Below are 17140 nucleotides of genomic sequence, written 5' to 3'. Positions count from 1 at the left end.
GTGAGGGCGATATGTCGCTATTTTCCAGCACTGTTTCAAGTACTGTTTCAAGTACTGTTTCAAGTACAGGCCGCGTATTGTCAGGCCGCGACGCCCCGATTGAAACGAGTGAAACACACACTATTAGTGGCCACTCGTTACATCCACCATTTCCCCAGGGCTATGAGCAAATAGTGCTGGGTATGGGATGCTTTTGGGGCGTAGAGCGGCTTTTTTGGCAGCTGCCTGGTGTCTACGTGACGGCAGCAGGCTACGCTGGAGGCGAAACTCCGAATCCGACTTACGACGAGACCTGCACAGGGCGCACTGGCCACACTGAAGTAGTGAGAGTGATCTTTGACCCTCAGCAAGTGACGCTTGAAACGATCTTGCAAGTATTTTGGGAGCAGCACGACCCTACTCAAGGGGACCGTCAGGGAAATGACACTGGCTCGCAGTATCGTTCAGCCATTTTCACAACGGGGGCTGCCCAGCAAGCGGCGGCTGAAAAGAGTGCCGCTGCTTTTCAACAGGCATTGAGTAACGCGGGTAAGGGGCGTATTACCACGGAAATTAAGCCGCTGGATGTTTTTTATTACGCTGAGGCTTATCACCAGCAGTACCTCGATAAAAACCCTAATGGCTACTGTGGCTTAAAGGGGACCGGCGTTACCTGCGCTATTAACTAAGTGAGTACTGTTTGAGCTAGAAACGCGCCTGTCGCAAGTGGCAGGCGCGGTAAGGGCGTTTAATCGCCTTGATGCAGGCGATCAATGCGATAAAGCGTTTCGACTTGCTCTAAGCCAGTGATAGTGCAGTTAAGGTCTTTGACACGGCCATCGCTTAATCCGTAGACCCACCCATGTACTGAGATATCCTGACCGCGCTGCCAGGCACGCTGCAAAATCTTAGTGCGACATAGACTATTAACCTGTGCTTTGACGTTAATTTCACACATACGGTCAATCTGATCCTCTATAGGAAGATGACTGAGAGCATTTCTATGCTGGTTGTACTGTTCGCGCACAGAGTGCAGCCAGTAATCGACGACGCCGCACTCGCCTCCGGTCATGGCCGCCTTAATGCCGCCACAGCCGTAGTGACCCACAATCATAATATGGCTAACTTTCAGCACGTCCACGGCAAACTGAACCACCGACAGAGCGTTCATGTCTGTATGGTGGAGTAAATTGGCTACGTTACGATGTACAAATACCTCCCCAGGCGGGAGCGCAATGATTTGGTTGGCTGGCACGCGGCTATCGGAACAACCAATCCACAAATAGTCAGGGTTTTGCTGACTGGAGAGGCGCTTAAAGTACTCAGGATCTTCCTCGCACATGCGCTCAGCCCAGGCACGATTATTATCCAGTAGCGTCGCAATAGCATCAGACATAGAGTCTCCATAATATTAAGTCGCTTACAGCTTCAGATAATATGAAGCAATAGCAAGTATCAAATAGTAGCGGATGGTTTTAACCTTCTCTGAGAGCTAGGTCAACAAAGATAAGTTGCAATTGTTGGCATTAAAATTTTTTAATCGATAGGAGCAAACCATGGCAGACGTTTCCAAATACGACTACGACCTGCTGGTGATCGGCGCTGGTTCTGGCGGTGTGCGTGCCGCGCGAATGGCTGCAGCAACCGGCGCTAGCGTGGCAATTGCCGAAGATCGATACCTGGGCGGAACCTGTGTCAACGTTGGGTGCGTGCCTAAAAAACTCTACTCATATGCTGCGCATTTTCATGACAGTTTTGACGATGCAGCAGGGTTTGGCTGGCAGCTTCCCGGACCCGCGAATTTTGAGTGGGCGACCTTGCGCGACAATAAAATCAGCGAGATTAAACGTCTAAACGGTATTTATCAGCGCATGCTAGAAAGCGCTGGAGTTACTCTATTTAATGCCCGGGCACGGTTGGTCGATGCCCATACCGTAACGCTAAGCGGTGAGCATGGCGACACGTCAGTGACCGCACAAAAAATTCTGCTCGCCACCGGTGGCTGGCCTTGGGTTCCTACTTTTCCAGGCAGCGAATATGCCTTAGATTCAAATCAAATCTTTGACCTGGATACGTTTCCTAAGCGTTTTCTCGTGCTGGGTGGTGGCTATATTGCGGTTGAGTTTTCCAGCATCTTTAATGGGCTCGGAAGCGAGACGCACCTTGTTTATCGCGGTGAGCTATTCTTGAAAGGCTTTGATCAAGAGGTTCGCGAGTTCACCCGCACTGAAATGGAAAGAAAGGGCGTCAACCTTCACTTCAATACCAATATCGAACGCATTGAAGCGACCGACAATGCCTATAAGGTCCACCTCACCAGCGGTGACATGCTTGAAGTCGATGTAGTGTTAGCCGCCACTGGGCGTAAAGCCAATATTGGCGATTTAGGGCTTGATCATCTTGGCTTGGCGTTGGATGAATCGGGAAAAGTGCCCGTTAATGAGCGTTTTGAAACGGATGTTCCCTCGGTGCTAGCACTGGGTGACTTAACGGCTGGGCCCGAATTAACGCCGGTGGCCCTGGCAGAAGCGATGCAGGTCGTTGATTATCACTTTTCAGACAGTGTGCCCAAGCCGTTAGATTACGCCACGATACCAACGGCTGTTTTTTGCCATCCTAATATCGGCACCGTGGGGCTTTCTGAAGAGGATGCGCGTGAAAAGTTTACTAATATCCGCGTCTACAGCACCGACTTTCGTGCCATGAAGCACACGCTTTCGGGTAGCCAAGAGCGTACCTTAATGAAGCTGGTAGTGGACGACGCGACCGATGTTGTTGTGGGCGCTCACATGGTCGGTGACGATGCTGGTGAACTCATCCAGGGAATTGCCATCGCGGTAAGGGCGGGGCTGACCAAGCAGGACTTTGACCGGACGGTGGGTATTCACCCAACCGGGGCAGAAGAGTTCGTTACTATGCGAACGCTGACACGCACGTAAGTCTCTTAAATTATATAAGTCGCTTGGATTATAAATGCGATTTTCTAGCGGCCTTGCATAACAAATAATTATGGAAATAGGGGCGGAGAATAATATGGTTTTTGAATTGCTCATAATCAGCTGTTATAATGGTCGTCAAATTCGCTACAGCAAAGCATAACTATGAGTACGCCGACGCAACCTTTTACTCCTTCTGCAGACCTTGCTAGGCCAACGGTCGCGGATGCCGTGGTAGGGCATGCAGAGACTCCATTATTTATACGTAAGCCGAATGCAGACGATGGCTGGGGCGTATATGAGCTGGTTAAAGCCTGCCCGCCGCTGGATGTCAATTCCGCCTACGCTTATTTGCTACTCGCCACTCAGTTTCGTGATACGTGTGCCGTAGCAACCAACGAAAGCGGTGAAATCGTTGGTTTCGTATCCGGCTATGTAAAAGACAATGCTCCCGACACATATTTTCTGTGGCAGGTGGCAGTTGGTGAAAAGGCACGTGGCACCGGGCTTGCTCGGCGTTTGGTGGAAGCCATCATGTCGCGTCCTGAGCTTGACGATGTACATCACTTGGAAACGACTATTACCCCCGATAACCAGGCTTCATGGGGGTTATTTCGCCGCCTAGCAGCACGCTGGCATGCGCCGCTTAACAGCCGCGAATACTTCTCTACTGAACAGCTTGGAGGAGAGCATGATCCGGAAAACTTGGTGCGTATCGGCCCGTTTCAAACAGGTCGAATCTAATACGCCGCTTTTATTAAAGTAAAAGCACGTTCTTAACATACTGTTTTCCCGCTCATGTTGCTCCGGGCTAAAGACGCCCTAAAGCAAAATGATCAACTAAGGAGGTCGCTAATGCAGACCCAGACACTTGAACGCATGGAATCCAACGTACGTACTTATTCACGCTCATTTCCGGTGGTGTTTACCAAAGCGCAAAATGCGCGTCTAACCGATGAGAATGGTCGTGAGTACATTGATTTTCTAGCCGGCGCGGGCACGCTCAATTACGGCCACAATAATCCGCACATGAAACAGGCGATGATTGATTACCTGGCCACTGATGGCGTTGTGCACGGTTTGGATATGTGGACTAATGCAAAACGTGATTATTTAGAAACACTGGAAGAGGTCATCTTCAAGCCACGTGGGCTTGAGTATAAAGTGCACTTGCCAGGTCCGACAGGCACTAATGCCGTAGAAGCTGCCATCCGTTTAGCGCGTGTTGCCAAGGGTCGCCACAATATTGTGACCTTCACCAACGGTTTCCATGGCGTCACCATGGGGGCGCTAGCAACCACCGGTAATCGTAAATTCCGTGAAGCAACCGGCGGCATACCCACTCAAGGCGCTAGCTTCCTGCCTTTTGATGGCTATATGGGTGAGCATACTGACACGCTTGATTATTTCGAAAAACTGCTCGGCGATAAGTCTGGTGGTCTAGATATTCCTGCCGGTGTCATTATTGAAACCGTGCAAGGCGAGGGCGGTATTAACGTGGCAGGCCTGGATTGGCTGAAACGTTTAGAAGGTATTTGTCGTGCCCACGACATCCTGCTAATTATTGATGACATCCAAGCAGGCTGCGGCCGTACCGGTAAGTTCTTTAGTTTTGAGCATGCCGGTATTACGCCCGACATTATTACCAATTCAAAATCACTTTCTGGTTTTGGCTTGCCGTTTGCGCATGTTCTTATGCGTCCTGAGCTGGATAAATGGAAACCGGGCCAATATAACGGTACGTTCCGTGGTTTTAGCTTAGCAATGGTAACGGCCACCGCTGCTCTTAAAAAATATTGGTCCGATGACACCTTTGAGCGTGATGTTCAGCGTAAAGGGCGTATTGTAGAAGAGCGTTTCCAAAAGCTGGCGGCGCTGCTAACAGAAAGCGGTATGCCGGCAACTGAACGCGGCCGCGGCCTGATGCGCGGGATTGACGTAGTGTCGGGTGATATCGCTGATAAGATTACCAGCAAAGCCTTCGAGAATGGCCTGGTGATTGAAACCAGCGGCCAAGATGGTGAAGTCGTTAAATGCCTTTGCCCGCTGACCATTACCGATGAAGATCTGCTGGAGGGTCTCGATATTCTTGAGATGTGTGTCAAGTCAGTGGCTGGAAAGTAAGCTGTTGTTACGTAAATTAAGACGATAGCAGTACGTTTTTTAATTGGGGATATAGTGGCTGGTAACCGCCAGTCACTTTGAAACGGAGTACTTTTATGATCGTTCGTAACCTTGAAGAAGCGCGTAAAACAGAACGTCTTGTGACCGCCGAAAACGGTAACTGGGACAGTACTCGCCTTATTTTAGCCAACGATAATGCAGGTTTCTCGTTCCACATTACCCGCATTTTCCCCGGTACTGAGACGCACATTCATTACAAAAACCATTACGAAGCGGTGTTTTGTTATGAAGGTGAAGGCGAAGTAGAAACTTTAGCCGATGGCAAAATTTGGCCGATCAAAGCAGGCGATGTCTACATGCTAGACCAGCACGATGAGCATCTGCTGCGTGGTAAAGAGAAAGGCATGACGGTTGCTTGTGTATTTACACCGCCGATTACCGGTAATGAAGTTCATCAAGAAGACGGCTCTTACACCGCTTCTGAATAAAATGCACCTGCTAGATAAAAGGTCCGTATTTAGGTAAGCGTCAGTATGAAATGGGAAAAGCAGCCTTGCTGAAGAGCAGGCTGCTTTTTTGTTAGTGAATAAATAAACGTTTATCAGCGATCAATTTTCTCAAATGCCAGGGTGATTTCGCCGAATGTCAGGCCAAATTTGCGCATAGCGGTACGATTGATTAAGCGGCCGTCTTGCTGCAGGTACATCCAGTCATCCATGGTGAAGGTTATCATCCGTCCACTGGCTTCAATTTCGAGTGGATAGCGCATATGGAAAGCATGGCCGTACTGACGGGCTTCGACGGGACCTTCAACATCGCTAGCTGTGCCGATCCAGTGGTGCTCGTCAATGCGCTTAAATGTCCAAACCCGGCGGTCGGTTTGACCATCTGAGAAGACAAAAGACTCGTCCAGCGTCAGCGTGTCATTTTCATAGCTGCCCTCGACATCAACGCTGAAACGTCGCTGTACCTCGCCTGAGTAATCCTGCACCATGCCCCAAGCGCGGGTAGTGCCGGTAAAGTATTCGGCGATATCCAGGCGCGGATCAGAATCTGCGTAGTCTTCAACATCAACGCCAGCACAGCCAACCAGTAAAAAAAGCAGTGTAAACAAGCCCAAGCGTAGTGATCGAACCATGTGGATGTTTCCTGTATGAAGCCTGCGTGTTTGTATACGGGTGGTGGGCATATTTATCCAGCATAGAGTAGACAATCAAGCAAAGCACTAAACTTGGTTCACTATAGATCAGATGTTTAGCAGCTTTTTTTACATCAATTGCTAAAAAAATTTAAAGTAAATTCTAGAATAGTAACTGATTTGGTTTCCCTCATTTTATCGTATTTACACACCTAGATTTTATCGAACCCCTTTACTGTTTTGACGATACACGCTTTATGTCTGTGCCGAGCCGCTAGCTTTAATACAAAAATAATTCAAAAGTTTCTGACGGAACTATATAGTGAACCGGTCGAAACCGGCTCACTTAAGCGCCAGGATTCTACAGGTCTTTCACGATGCGAAGGGCATCATAAATTGCTGCGTGGGTATTTCGATGCGAAATAGCATCCCCAATCCTGAATAGCTGGAACTGTCCTTCGATAGCCACAGGCTGTGGTTTGCCTACAATCAGGTTCTCATAGTTGACGGCACCTTGATTGCTCGATAGCGGCTTCAACTCTTCGTAAAGATCTTCCATAGGTAAGGTGCCAAAGTTAACGACGACCTGATCCACGCGCCGCTCTTTGGCAACATTGGTGTAGTCACTGCTGACAGAGGCAACCAGCTCATTACCATCGCGTTTGATGCCTGTCAGGCGGAACGTCGGAGTGAATGTGGTATCCAGCACTTGTAACGTGCGCATATAGGGCACCAGGTTCATGGCCATGACTTCTGGCGCCAGGGCGCGGTCGGCTGTCATGTATTCGACCTTGCCGCCTGCTTTAGCAATAATCTCAGCGGCTTGCAGGGCGGTGTGGTCACCGGCATCGTCATAGACTAGTACGTTATTGCCTGGCGTTACATGTCCTGAAAGCAGATCCCAACCCGTAACTGCCAGCTCATTACCCTCTTTAAGCGCCTCTTCATTAGGCTGCCCACCCGTCGCCACAATGACCACGTCCGGCGATTCGCCGAGCACTTCATCCTGTTCGGCAAAGACATTGAAGTGGAACGTGACGCCCATTGCCTGACAGCGCTCGAAGCGCCAGTCGATAATACCCATCATTTCTCGGCGGCGCTCGCTCTGTGCCGTTAAGCGAACCTGCCCGCCGGGGGCATCTGCCGCTTCAAATACGACGACTTCATGTCCACGCTCAGCAGCTACGCGAGCGGCTTCCATCCCGCCTGGACCTGTGCCAATCACCACTACCTTACGTTTGGTATCAGCGGGGGGGATGGTATGCGGCATGGTGGTTTCGCGGCCGGTCGCGGCGTTATGAATACAGTACGCGGCGCCGCCCTGATAGATGCGGTCCAGGCAATAGTTGGCGCCCACGCAGGGGCGGATCTCCTCTTCCCGTCCCTCAATGACTTTCTTCATCAGGTGCGGGTCGGCCATATGGGCACGGGTCATGCCGATCATATCGACCTTGCCGGACGCAATTGCATGACGAGCCGTTGCAACATCCTGAATTTTGGCTCCATGGAAAGTGGGGAAATCGACCTCGCGCTTGATATCGCCAGCAAAATCCAGGTGGGGTGCGCTGGGCATGCCCTGGATCGGAATTACGTCCGTTAGACCCGGGTCGGTATCAATGTGCCCTTTGACGACATTGAGGAAATCTACCAGGCCACTGTCTTTCAATCGGTGAGAAATAGTCATGCCATCCCGGGCATCGAAGCCGCCAGGCAGGCATTCGTCACCTGTGTAGCGCACGCCAAGCAAGAACTTTTCGCCAACGCGCTCGCGAATGCACTGAAGCACTTCAAAGGTAAACCGGAGTCTATTTTCCAGGCTGCCTCCATAAGGCGCATCTAGCTCATTGGTTAATGGCGACCAGAACTGATCCATCAGATGGCCGTACGCTTGGATTTCCATGCCGTCCAAGCCCGCTGCGTACATGCGCTCGGCGGCATCGGTGTAATCCTTGATCAACCGTTCTATATCCCAAAGCTCGGCTTTTTTCGGGTAGGCGCGGTGGGAGGCTTCCCGACGATTGGATGCCGAAACGGTCGGTAGCCAATCACCTTTATCCCAGCGGGTACGGCGGCCCAAGTGCGTTAGCTGAATCATTACCGCCGTACCGTGTTCGTGGCATGCCTCGGTGAGATCGCGCATCCACGGCACCACTTCGTCTTTATACGCCAGGATATTGTTAAAAACCGGCGGACTGTCTCGGGAAACCGCCGCCGATCCGGCCGTCATGGTCAGGGCAATACCTGCCTTAGCACGTTCAACATGATAAGCCCGGTATAGTTCTTTAGGCATGCCATCTTCGGGGTAGGCCGGTTCGTGAGAGGTCAGCATTACCCGATTTTTCAGAGTTAAATGTTTTAGTTGTAACGGCTGTAGCAAAGGGTCGTTTTTCACGGTCGTCTTCCCTTGTTGTTTTGATGGTTGACACACGCTAGCCCTCTCTGTGCGAGATTGTCAATATAATTGACAGTTATGTACATTAAGGTGACAGATTTCCTGATATGATCGACTTCATCAGCATGGCAAAGAGAAAAATACGTGAAAAATGGACGCGACACGATTAACCAAACGGCTTGGATTGATACTGCTTACGAGCTGCTGATTGCCTCGGGGGTCAGTGCCGTCAAGATCGTACCGTTAGCAAAGAAGTTAAAGACATCGCGAACCAGTTTTTACTGGTTATTTAAAGATCGCGAAGAGGTGCTTACTGCACTGCTACAGCGATGGGAGCGTCAAAATACACAGGCCGTCATTGAGCAATCGGAGAAATATGCGTCTTCTATCGTGGAAGCCACGCTCAATGTCTTTGATTGTTGGTTTGACCCGGCGGTATTTGATTCTGAGTTTGAGTACGCCATCAGAAGTTGGAGTCTGCAAGATCTCGCGGTTGCCAAGCGAGTTAGCCAGGCCGATAACCTACGCCTGCAAGCACTTCGAGAAATGTTTATTCGCTTTGGCTACGACTCATTGGAAGCCGATACCCGTGCGCGCACGGTTTATTTGATTCAGATCGGCTATATCTCGATGCATACCCAGGAGACCCAAGATACGCGGATCGGCCGAGTGGCTCAGTACATTAATATTTTTACCGGGCAGATGTGCGCCCATGCCGATCTTGAGCGATTTGCTGCGCGGCATAGAGCGAGGTTTACGCCCAAAGAGATGGCGGCACAACAGGAGATGACGGATGAAACCGATATTAACGCTCGGCATTATCGGGGGTAACGGCTGGTTAGGCAGTGCGTTGGGCCGCTCAGTGTTATCTAGCGGACTAATATCACCAAACCAGCTGGTGGTGACGGCCAGTCGAGAGCATAACCGCTATCAGGACTGGCCAGGAGTGATCTGTGTCGAGAGCGCTGACGCACTGCTTGAAGTTGCTGAGGTCGTCGTGGTGTCTGTGAGGCCTGAGCAGTTTTCCCTACTAACGCTTTCACTTGAAAATCGGCTGGTGATTTCGTTAATGGCCAAGGTGCCAATAGTCGCACTGGCTGCGGCAACGGGGAGCAATCGAATCGTGCGTGCCATGCCCAACGCAGCTGCGTCAGTAGGGCGCTCCTATACCCCTTGGTGCGCAATGCCAGGCTTGAGCGCGGAAGATTGCGCTTTCGTTCAGCGCCTGTTTTCTGCCTGTGGCGTAAGCGATGAAGTAGAAGATGAATCGCAAATCGATTATCTGACCGCGTTAACGGGCAGCGGCCCTGCTTTTCCTGCGCTCTTGGCTGATGCTCTGATACAGCATGCAATCACACAAGGAATTTCTCCAACAGTGGCCCAGCGCGGCGTACTGCAAACGCTGTCAGGCGCTAGTCAACTGATGCTGGATGAGAACGCGTCGCCTGCCGACATGGTGGCCCGCTTTTTAGATTATGGCGGAACCACTACTGAAGGGTTAAATGCCATGCTGCAGCATGGTTTCCGCGATGCGGTACAGGAAGGGATGAAGGCCGCCTACGGTGCAGTTAAGTGTTGACCAAATGACGCCTATAACAATAAACGCTTTAGCAAATGCCTAGCCATAAAACGCTTTCGACACGCTATAAAAAAGAAGAGATTATGAACCTCAACAGCAGCAATAAATTTCAGATAGTGGATTTTTCTTCAGGGCAACAGACTCAACGGCGATGGGGTTTATAGAAACTGAGGCTCAATGACGTCGCTCATGAATCACAAACCGCAGCGCTCTCTGGCCATTCCTTTTGGTTCGCTTAATATATATTATGTTAAATATGGTGTGCTGTTCATTATAGCTCATAGGATTTTGTCATGAATAACATCTTATTCGTTCATGCCAGCCCGCATGGTAAGTATGCGTTAGGCTATCGTCTGGCTGAAAAGATTCTGGCAGAGGAAATGCTCATAAATTCCAGAGTGAGTTTAATCGAACGTGATTTGCTAACCGCCCCTCTGTCGCCTCTGACCCACCGCTACGCCTCTGCGCTCGTTAGCTATAACATCGGCGACAGCCCCAATGCTGACCTGACAGAGTCAGAGCAAATGATTAGTGAGCTCGAGCAGAGTGATCGCTTGTTAATCGCAATGCCGATGCACAACTTCAGCGTACCGGCTGCGCTGAAACTTTGGATAGACCATGTGGTACGTATTAACCGTACGTTTATCGCCTCGGTTGAGGGCAAGCAGGGATTATTGCAAGATCGTCCGACCACCATTCTGGTGAGCGCTGGCGGCATCTTACAGGGAGGTAATCCGCAACCGGATTTTCTGACGCCTTACCTCACGCTTATTCTCAACACTATCGGCATTCAGGATATTCGCTTTGTGTATCTGCAGGGTTTAGCGTTTGGTGAGCCCGCTATCACTCAAGCATGGCATCAGGCGCAGGCCGCGCTGGTCGAGGTTGGCGTACTGACTAACCCGCTGCCATAACGTAAAGCCAGCTACTAGGATCGATGGCGAGCGACAAGTTCCGCCAACTGCTGATAACCCTCTTCGAGTGCAGGACTCGATAGATTGGTCACGCCCAAGAGCAACCCTTTGCGTGCTTTGGTTTGCGTGGCATACCAGGGTGACAGCGGTGCCGGTGCTAAGTTAAAGGCCTTCGCAGCCTCGGCAATAGCAACGTCGTCAACATCATCATCCAGGCTGAGCAACAGTGACAGGCCCGCTATATTCTTGGCTGAAACTGATGCGCTCATGAGCGCAAGCAGCGCATTCCGGCGCTGTATATACAAACGCTTCATACGCCGAATATGGCGTAAGTAATGGCCATCGCGCAGAAGCTCCGCCACGGCGAGTTGGCTAGGCAGTCCAGACGCTGGCGATAAAGCGGCCGCCGTATCGCCAGCGCGCTCTGACAAGCTGGCCGGCACTACCATAAAACCTAGCCGCAAGCGTGGGCTGATGGTTTTACTGAACGTACCGATGTGGATCACCCTACCGTTTCGATCCAGCGAAGCCAGTGCCGGTGTTGCTTGGCCGCTTAGCTGCAGCTCGCTTAGATAATCATCTTCGATGATCCAGCCAGCCTTTTCTTGTGCCCATATTAGCAGTGCTTGGCGCCGGTCCAGCGACAGCTGTACACCCAAGGGGGCTTGCTGGCTTGGCGTCACAATCGCCAAACGGGCATCTGCTGCCAGCGCTATCCCTTGCTCAACACAAATCCCCTGATCATCCACTGGAACGGGAACCGGGATATATCCTGCTAGCGATAAGGCGTGCCACGTCAGTGGATAGCCGGGGTTCTCAACCCACACTTGGCGTGAATCCAGTCGCAGCAAGTGCAATGCCAGGCCCAGCGCACCCGCATAACCATTGGTAATGATAATTTGGTCGGCAGAGCAGAGCAGCCCGCGGGAGACGGCTAGATAGGCAGCAATTTCTTTGCGTAAGACGTGCTCTCCGCGCGGGTCTGGATAACGTAGTGGCTCAGCCACCGCTTGTCGCGTACAGCGCAGCATGATGCGTGACCAATGCTTAAAGGGAAACCCGTCTTGTGCTGGCACGCCCACTTGAAACAGCTTGGGCGCGCTATCCAGATCCTGATAAAGCTCAGGCAGCGGCAAGCGCGAAGTCGCAGCGGTCACTTGTGGCGCCAAGGGGAGTACGGCGCTAACAAAAGTGCCGGCGGCCCCCTTTGAAAGGACGAGCTGATCATCGCTTAGCCGATCATAAGCCGTTTTAATGGTGCCTCGCGAAACGCCTAACTGCGCCGCAAGATCACGCCATGAAGGCAGCCGCGCGCCCTCATACAAATACCCCTGGCGAATGGCGTCAGCGATGCTTAAACGTATTTGCTCTGAAAGAGATTGCTCGCCTTGGCGATCAAGTGAAAAGCGAAGTATGCCCATAACGCCATGGTACATAAAAATCCGTCATTCTTGGTGCTTTTTTTAGACCATGGCGTCGCTCACAATCATATTACTTTTATCGGCCTGAACCTTTTCACTCATTCTTTAAATGAGCCCAGAACGACTGAACCCGACCCGGACAATTTGCCAAAAGGATCAAACCAATGCGGATAATAAACATGAAACTTTCCGTTGCGATACTGCTCGCCCTGTTGGTGGGCTATATGGGCTCAGTGCAAGCAGGCGATCAACAAACAACCGATCAAGTCTATGATCAGGATGCCGATGGCGAGCAGCGTGCCAAAACCGCTGGTGAGTCGCTAATAGGTCAACCTGGGCCCGAGCTGAGCGTTACCACGCTGGATGGTGACATCATTGATCTCAGCACACTGTATGGCGTCAAGCCGGTGTATATTAAGTTCTGGGCAACCTGGTGTGTGCCCTGCCGTCAGCAAATGCCAGGATTTCAGGCATTCCAGGAAGCGCATGGTGATGACATTCAGGTCATCGCCGTGAACACCGGTTACGCTGATACCGAAGCGTCCGCACGTGAGTACCGCGAGGAAATGGGTCTGACCATGCCTATCACGATAGATGATGGCACGCTGGCCGAAGCACTGAATCTGCGAGTCACCCCGCAGCACGTACTGATTGATCGCAGTGGTCACATCACTCACATTGGCCATCGTGACGATAAGGTATTGGAAGAGGCGCTACAGGCATTGCTGGAACCCACTGATCCAAGCTCAGCAACGACCGAAGGTGTTGCCGTCGGGGATATCGATACCAGCGCCTTAACGGTGGGCGATACGGTTACGAACCTTAACATCACAACGCGTGACGGCGATACCATCGACCTATCCCAAGCAACGTCAGACAAGCCACTGGGTGTGGTGTTCTTTGCCACGTGGTGTGAGTCCTATCTTGCCGAGAGCCAGCCGGACACAGCCACCGCTTGCCAACGCGTTCGCGAAACCGTCAACCAACTGAGCGAAGATGACAATGTACAGTGGGTGGGCATTATTTCTGGCCTTTGGACCAAAGAGTCCGATGTCGAAAGCTATCTCGAGTCCACTGAGACGGCCATTCCCGTGCTGCTCGACGCAGACGGCGAGATACACCGTAGCTTCGGCATTCAACAGATACCAACCGTTGTGCTAATTGATGCCGACGGCAAGATAGCTGAAAAGCTTGGGCCACAAGACACCGCCTTAGCCGAAGCTGTCGAGCGTGTCAGCCAATAGCCCACCGCCATTTCGCGCAGGCCACGGCGCGGTATACCCTTTAATGGAGCCGCCCGTATCAAGCGGGCTGATAGCCAATGCCCCTATTCCTTTACCGCTACTGTGCCCTCTTTTGCTTGGTTTTAATGTTGACTCCTCAAGTCGGCGCAGCCCAAGGGTTTCCCGGCACCTCGGGCGATGTGCTGATCAAGAGCAGCTTGATCGCGGAAACGGATCAACCCGCTGCCGGTGCCTCTAGCACGTTAGCCGTTTTCATGGAGCCGCAATCCGGCTGGCATGGGTATTGGAAACAGCCGGGCAGTATTGGCCTGGCACCGCAGTTCGACTGGCAATTGCCGGATGGTGTCAGCGTGGGCGATGCCGCCTATCCGGTCCCACATACGCTGATGACCGGCGACCTGATGAATCATGTCTTTGAGCATCCTTACGCGCTATTGCTCCCTGTTGAAATAGATGCTTCGGTGGCGCCGGGGACCTCTCTACCAATCTCCGTTGTTTTCAACTACCTTGCTTGCCGCGCTGACGCCTGCGTTCCCGAACAATCAACGCTTGCCATTACGCTCATCGCAGGCGATGGCCATATTACGGATGAGCGCAAAGCGCGCTTCGATGAATGGCGCCAAGCACAGCCCAGGCCTCTAGGCTCACCAGCCAGCTTCATGACGACCGACGATAGCCATTTGCGTGTCAGCATCCCTCTTCCTGCTAGCGTGGCGCTGAGCAATCCACACTTATTTGTCGCCACCGACAACATCGTGGATCCCGCTTCTGAGCAGATATTTAGCCGTGAAGGCGATACGCTAATGGTAGAAACCAAGCTGGCAAAATCCTGGCAAGCAGGCAGCCCGACTGACGAGTTCGAGGCGCTGCTGTCATTGGGCACCGGCATTGGCCTGGCACTCGTTAGCCATAGTGATAGCACGCACGTGGTAAGTGCAGCCGCCAGCGTACAAAGTAGCTCTACTTTACTACTGACAGCATTTCTCGGTGCCCTGCTAGGCGGTGTTCTGCTCAATATCATGCCCTGCGTTTTCCCGATCCTCAGCCTCAAAGTGCTTAGCCTTGCGCGCTTATCCGGTGGCGAGCGCGAAGTCCGGCGCGAGGCATTAGCCTATACCGCTGGAGTGGTTGTCGTTTGCTTAATACTTGGCGCGGCCATTATTGCTCTGCGCGCAGCAGGCATCCATGTTGGCTGGGCATTTCAACTGCAAGATCCACGGGTCATCGTGGTGCTGACACTGTTGACCGCAGCCATCGGCTTTAACCTGGCAGGCCTTTTTGAGCTGGGCTCCATCAATGCCGGGGGTAAGCTAGCAAGCCAGGATGGCGTAGCCGGTGCATTCTGGACAGGCGTGCTTGCTGCCTTCGTCGCAACGCCCTGCTCCGGCCCCTTTATGGCTACGGCTCTTGGCGCAGCCTTGGTACTTCCCACGGTTGCCGCGCTGACAGTTTTCGCAGGCCTGGGCCTGGGCATTGCCCTGCCTTTTCTACTGCTTGGCTTCGTGCCGGTGCTGCGTCGCCGCCTTCCTCGCCCTGGCCCTTGGCTTGCAAGCTTCCGGCATATCATGGCCATCCCCATGTTTCTAACCACTCTAGCCTTGGCTTGGGTGCTTGGCCGCCAGCTCAACAACAACGGCATGATTGCGAGCCTCGCTCTGATAATGCTGCTGGCGATAGGGCTTTGGTTCACCGGACTGCGCCAACGCAGCGCCAAACGATTAAGCTGGCTTCCGGCAGGACTAGCGGCCGGACTCACGTTGATGGGAAGCGTCCTGGTTCCGGGTTCCTTTGCCCAGCAAGACGAAAGGGGCAATGCGCTCACTAACTCAGCTGAAACACGCTCGCTCGACTTCGACGCGGGCCGCTTGGCCGAGCTTCGGCAACAAGAACACGCCATCTTCGTCTATTTTTCCGCAGATTGGTGCGTCACCTGTAAGATCAACGAACAGCGGGCAATCGATATGCCCAGCACGCAGCAGGCATTTGAGCATGCGGGCGTGATCACAATGAAGGGCGACTGGACCAATGGCGACCCCGCCATCACCGCTTTTTTAGAGCAACACGGCCGCTCAGGAGTGCCTCTCTACTTATGGTACGGCCCAGGCGATACAGAGGCTGAAATTCTGTCACAGATTCTTGCCCCTAATGTTTTACCTGCGTTAGCAAGCAAATCTGGTTAACCCAGTCTCGTATCTGGCATAGTCGGTGGCGACGCCGACTCCTATAAGGCTTGGGATGAACAGCGCGTCTTTTCAAAAGAAAAAGCGCGCTGTTTGACGGGTAATTCTCGGTCACGCTAGCGGCCTCTAACGCAGTGCTATAATATCCACCGCCGGTTCACGCGGTGGCACATATTCAGCCATATGAACAAGCTTCATGGGTCGGCATATCTCTGATTCTGTTAATAACCTCGCTCTCTTGGGCCTCCTTGCTTCGATCAGATTCATGAGCTGTAGTCACTGCGCATAAGACACCCTAAGTAAAGTAGGTGTTGGAAAAACCTCAATGGCGTTGGACACTAGTCCCCCTTCTCCTTATCATCCTTCCACTTATTGTCCAAGGATATCACTCGTTATGCGCCCAGGTGTTTTGTGGCTAGTAGCTGGCTTGTCGCTCTCAATCGCAGGCTGTGCAGCAACCCAGCCGGAACCTAGTGGCCCGCCGCCGTTAAGTGAGGCGTCATTCAATTCACGTATCCTTGAGCTAGAAAGCCAGCTGATGCAGCAATGCGATGCTCGCTCTGAGCTACAGTCGCGTCAACTTGATGAGCAGCAGGTTTTAACCGCGGATGTGCGTGAAGTGGGCAGCCTTCTGCGCTACCTGCGCCAAGACGTACAGCAGTTGGAAGCACGCGATGACGAGCCCGTCATCATTCGCGAAGAATGTGAAGTCGATGAAAGCCTAACCACCAAAACGCTGCTGGGTCGCAGCGAATGGGTGGGTTTGCCCAGCATGGGGACTTATCTTAAAGCGCGGGTGGATTCCGGTGCTAATACGTCATCTTTGTCTGCATCCGATATCACGCGGTTTGAGCGCGATGGTGAAGACTGGGTACGTTTCAAACTGGCGCTCAATGAGGACGATATTGCCGTTGAAGCTCAGCGAGATGAATGGATTGAAGCGCCGATAGTTCGTCGAGTGCGCATTGTTCAAGCCTCTGGCGAAGAGTCACGCCCGGTTATCTCATTATTAATGACGCTGGGCCCGATACGTGAAAACGTTGATTTTACCCTCAATGATCGAACGCACCTTGATTATCCTGTGCTGCTTGGTCGGCGATTCTTGATGGATATCGCTTTGATCGATGTGGCCGATACGTTCTTGCACGATCGACCTGAGTTTCCAGGTGGCGAGTCACCCGATCAAGCTGCTGAAGATGAAGCGGTTGATGAAGACGACACCGAAGAGTAACT

Annotated in this window: 15 protein-coding genes; 11 read left to right on the top strand and 4 right to left on the bottom strand. The window is 52.2% G+C overall.

What is annotated here, in order from left to right; translation table 11 throughout:
* Positions 1-11: 11 nt before the first annotated feature.
* A complete protein-coding gene (gene msrA / locus CIK78_RS11255; protein WP_096280068.1) occupies positions 12-668 on the top strand; it encodes a peptide-methionine (S)-S-oxide reductase MsrA in 657 nt (218 codons plus the stop codon).
* Positions 669-727: 59 nt separating this feature from the next.
* Here msrA and can read toward each other — a convergent pair whose 3' ends face one another.
* On the bottom strand, positions 728-1375 hold the full coding sequence (can, locus tag CIK78_RS11250; protein ID WP_096280066.1) for a carbonate dehydratase: 648 nt from the start codon (positions 1373-1375) through the stop codon (positions 728-730).
* Between the two features lie 160 nt (positions 1376-1535).
* Between can and gorA the strand changes: the two genes are divergently transcribed.
* The 4 genes from gorA to CIK78_RS11230 all read left to right on the top strand — a co-directional run bounded on the left by gorA (position 1536) and on the right by CIK78_RS11230 (position 5527).
* The gene (gene gorA, locus CIK78_RS11245) at positions 1536-2918 is read left to right on the top strand and encodes a glutathione-disulfide reductase (RefSeq protein WP_096280065.1); all 1383 of its coding nucleotides are present in this window, start codon (positions 1536-1538) and stop codon (positions 2916-2918) included.
* A 162-nt stretch (positions 2919-3080) separates the two neighbouring features.
* The gene (gene ectA, locus CIK78_RS11240; RefSeq protein ID WP_096280063.1) at positions 3081-3659 is read left to right on the top strand and encodes a diaminobutyrate acetyltransferase; all 579 of its coding nucleotides are present in this window, start codon (positions 3081-3083) and stop codon (positions 3657-3659) included.
* A 111-nt stretch (positions 3660-3770) separates the two neighbouring features.
* Positions 3771-5039 (top strand): diaminobutyrate--2-oxoglutarate transaminase, encoded by a 1269-nt coding sequence (gene ectB / locus CIK78_RS11235; protein WP_096280061.1) that lies wholly within the window; start codon positions 3771-3773, stop codon positions 5037-5039.
* Positions 5040-5134: 95 nt separating this feature from the next.
* Positions 5135-5527, top strand: coding sequence for an ectoine synthase (locus CIK78_RS11230; RefSeq protein ID WP_096280059.1), 393 nt, complete (start codon positions 5135-5137; stop codon positions 5525-5527).
* Between the two features lie 113 nt (positions 5528-5640).
* Here CIK78_RS11230 and CIK78_RS11225 read toward each other — a convergent pair whose 3' ends face one another.
* Positions 5641-6177 (bottom strand): DUF3833 domain-containing protein, encoded by a 537-nt coding sequence (locus tag CIK78_RS11225; protein WP_096280057.1) that lies wholly within the window; start codon positions 6175-6177, stop codon positions 5641-5643.
* A 361-nt stretch (positions 6178-6538) separates the two neighbouring features.
* Complete coding sequence (locus CIK78_RS11220; protein ID WP_096280055.1) at positions 6539-8569, bottom strand: NADH:flavin oxidoreductase; 2031 nt, start codon at positions 8567-8569, stop codon at positions 6539-6541.
* 144 nt (positions 8570-8713) lie between these two features.
* On the opposite strand from CIK78_RS11220, the gene CIK78_RS11215 reads away from it, so the two are divergent.
* The 3 genes from CIK78_RS11215 to CIK78_RS11205 all read left to right on the top strand — a co-directional run bounded on the left by CIK78_RS11215 (position 8714) and on the right by CIK78_RS11205 (position 11062).
* Positions 8714-9400, top strand: coding sequence for a TetR/AcrR family transcriptional regulator (locus tag CIK78_RS11215; protein WP_096280053.1), 687 nt, complete (start codon positions 8714-8716; stop codon positions 9398-9400).
* Positions 9363-10148, top strand: a complete 786-nt coding sequence (locus tag CIK78_RS11210) for a pyrroline-5-carboxylate reductase dimerization domain-containing protein (protein ID WP_096280051.1) — start codon at positions 9363-9365, stop codon at positions 10146-10148. Before CIK78_RS11215 ends, CIK78_RS11210 begins: the two co-directional genes overlap by 38 nt.
* A 293-nt stretch (positions 10149-10441) precedes the next feature.
* Positions 10442-11062 (top strand): NAD(P)H-dependent oxidoreductase, encoded by a 621-nt coding sequence (locus CIK78_RS11205; protein ID WP_096280049.1) that lies wholly within the window; start codon positions 10442-10444, stop codon positions 11060-11062.
* Between the two features lie 14 nt (positions 11063-11076).
* Here the strand turns inward: CIK78_RS11205 and CIK78_RS11200 are convergent, their stop codons facing one another.
* A complete protein-coding gene (locus tag CIK78_RS11200) occupies positions 11077-12498 on the bottom strand; it encodes a PLP-dependent aminotransferase family protein (RefSeq protein ID WP_217990284.1) in 1422 nt (473 codons plus the stop codon).
* 164 nt (positions 12499-12662) lie between these two features.
* On the opposite strand from CIK78_RS11200, the gene CIK78_RS11195 reads away from it, so the two are divergent.
* From CIK78_RS11195 to CIK78_RS11185, 3 genes are all read left to right on the top strand, one after another.
* Positions 12663-13727, top strand: a complete 1065-nt coding sequence (locus CIK78_RS11195) for a TlpA disulfide reductase family protein (RefSeq protein WP_176483396.1) — start codon at positions 12663-12665, stop codon at positions 13725-13727.
* 125 nt (positions 13728-13852) lie between these two features.
* On the top strand, positions 13853-15907 hold the full coding sequence (locus CIK78_RS11190; RefSeq protein WP_096282358.1) for a thioredoxin family protein: 2055 nt from the start codon (positions 13853-13855) through the stop codon (positions 15905-15907).
* Between the two features lie 394 nt (positions 15908-16301).
* Positions 16302-17138 carry an ATP-dependent zinc protease gene (locus tag CIK78_RS11185; protein ID WP_096280044.1) on the top strand — a complete coding sequence of 279 codons (837 nt, stop codon included), beginning with the start codon at positions 16302-16304 and terminating at the stop codon, positions 17136-17138.
* The last annotated feature ends 2 nt before the right edge of the window (positions 17139-17140 follow it).

The organism is Halomonas sp. JB37 (assembly GCF_002332255.1).
GTDB lineage: Bacteria > Pseudomonadota > Gammaproteobacteria > Pseudomonadales > Halomonadaceae > Vreelandella > Vreelandella casei.
This window is presented reverse-complemented; position numbering and strand designations above follow the sequence as displayed.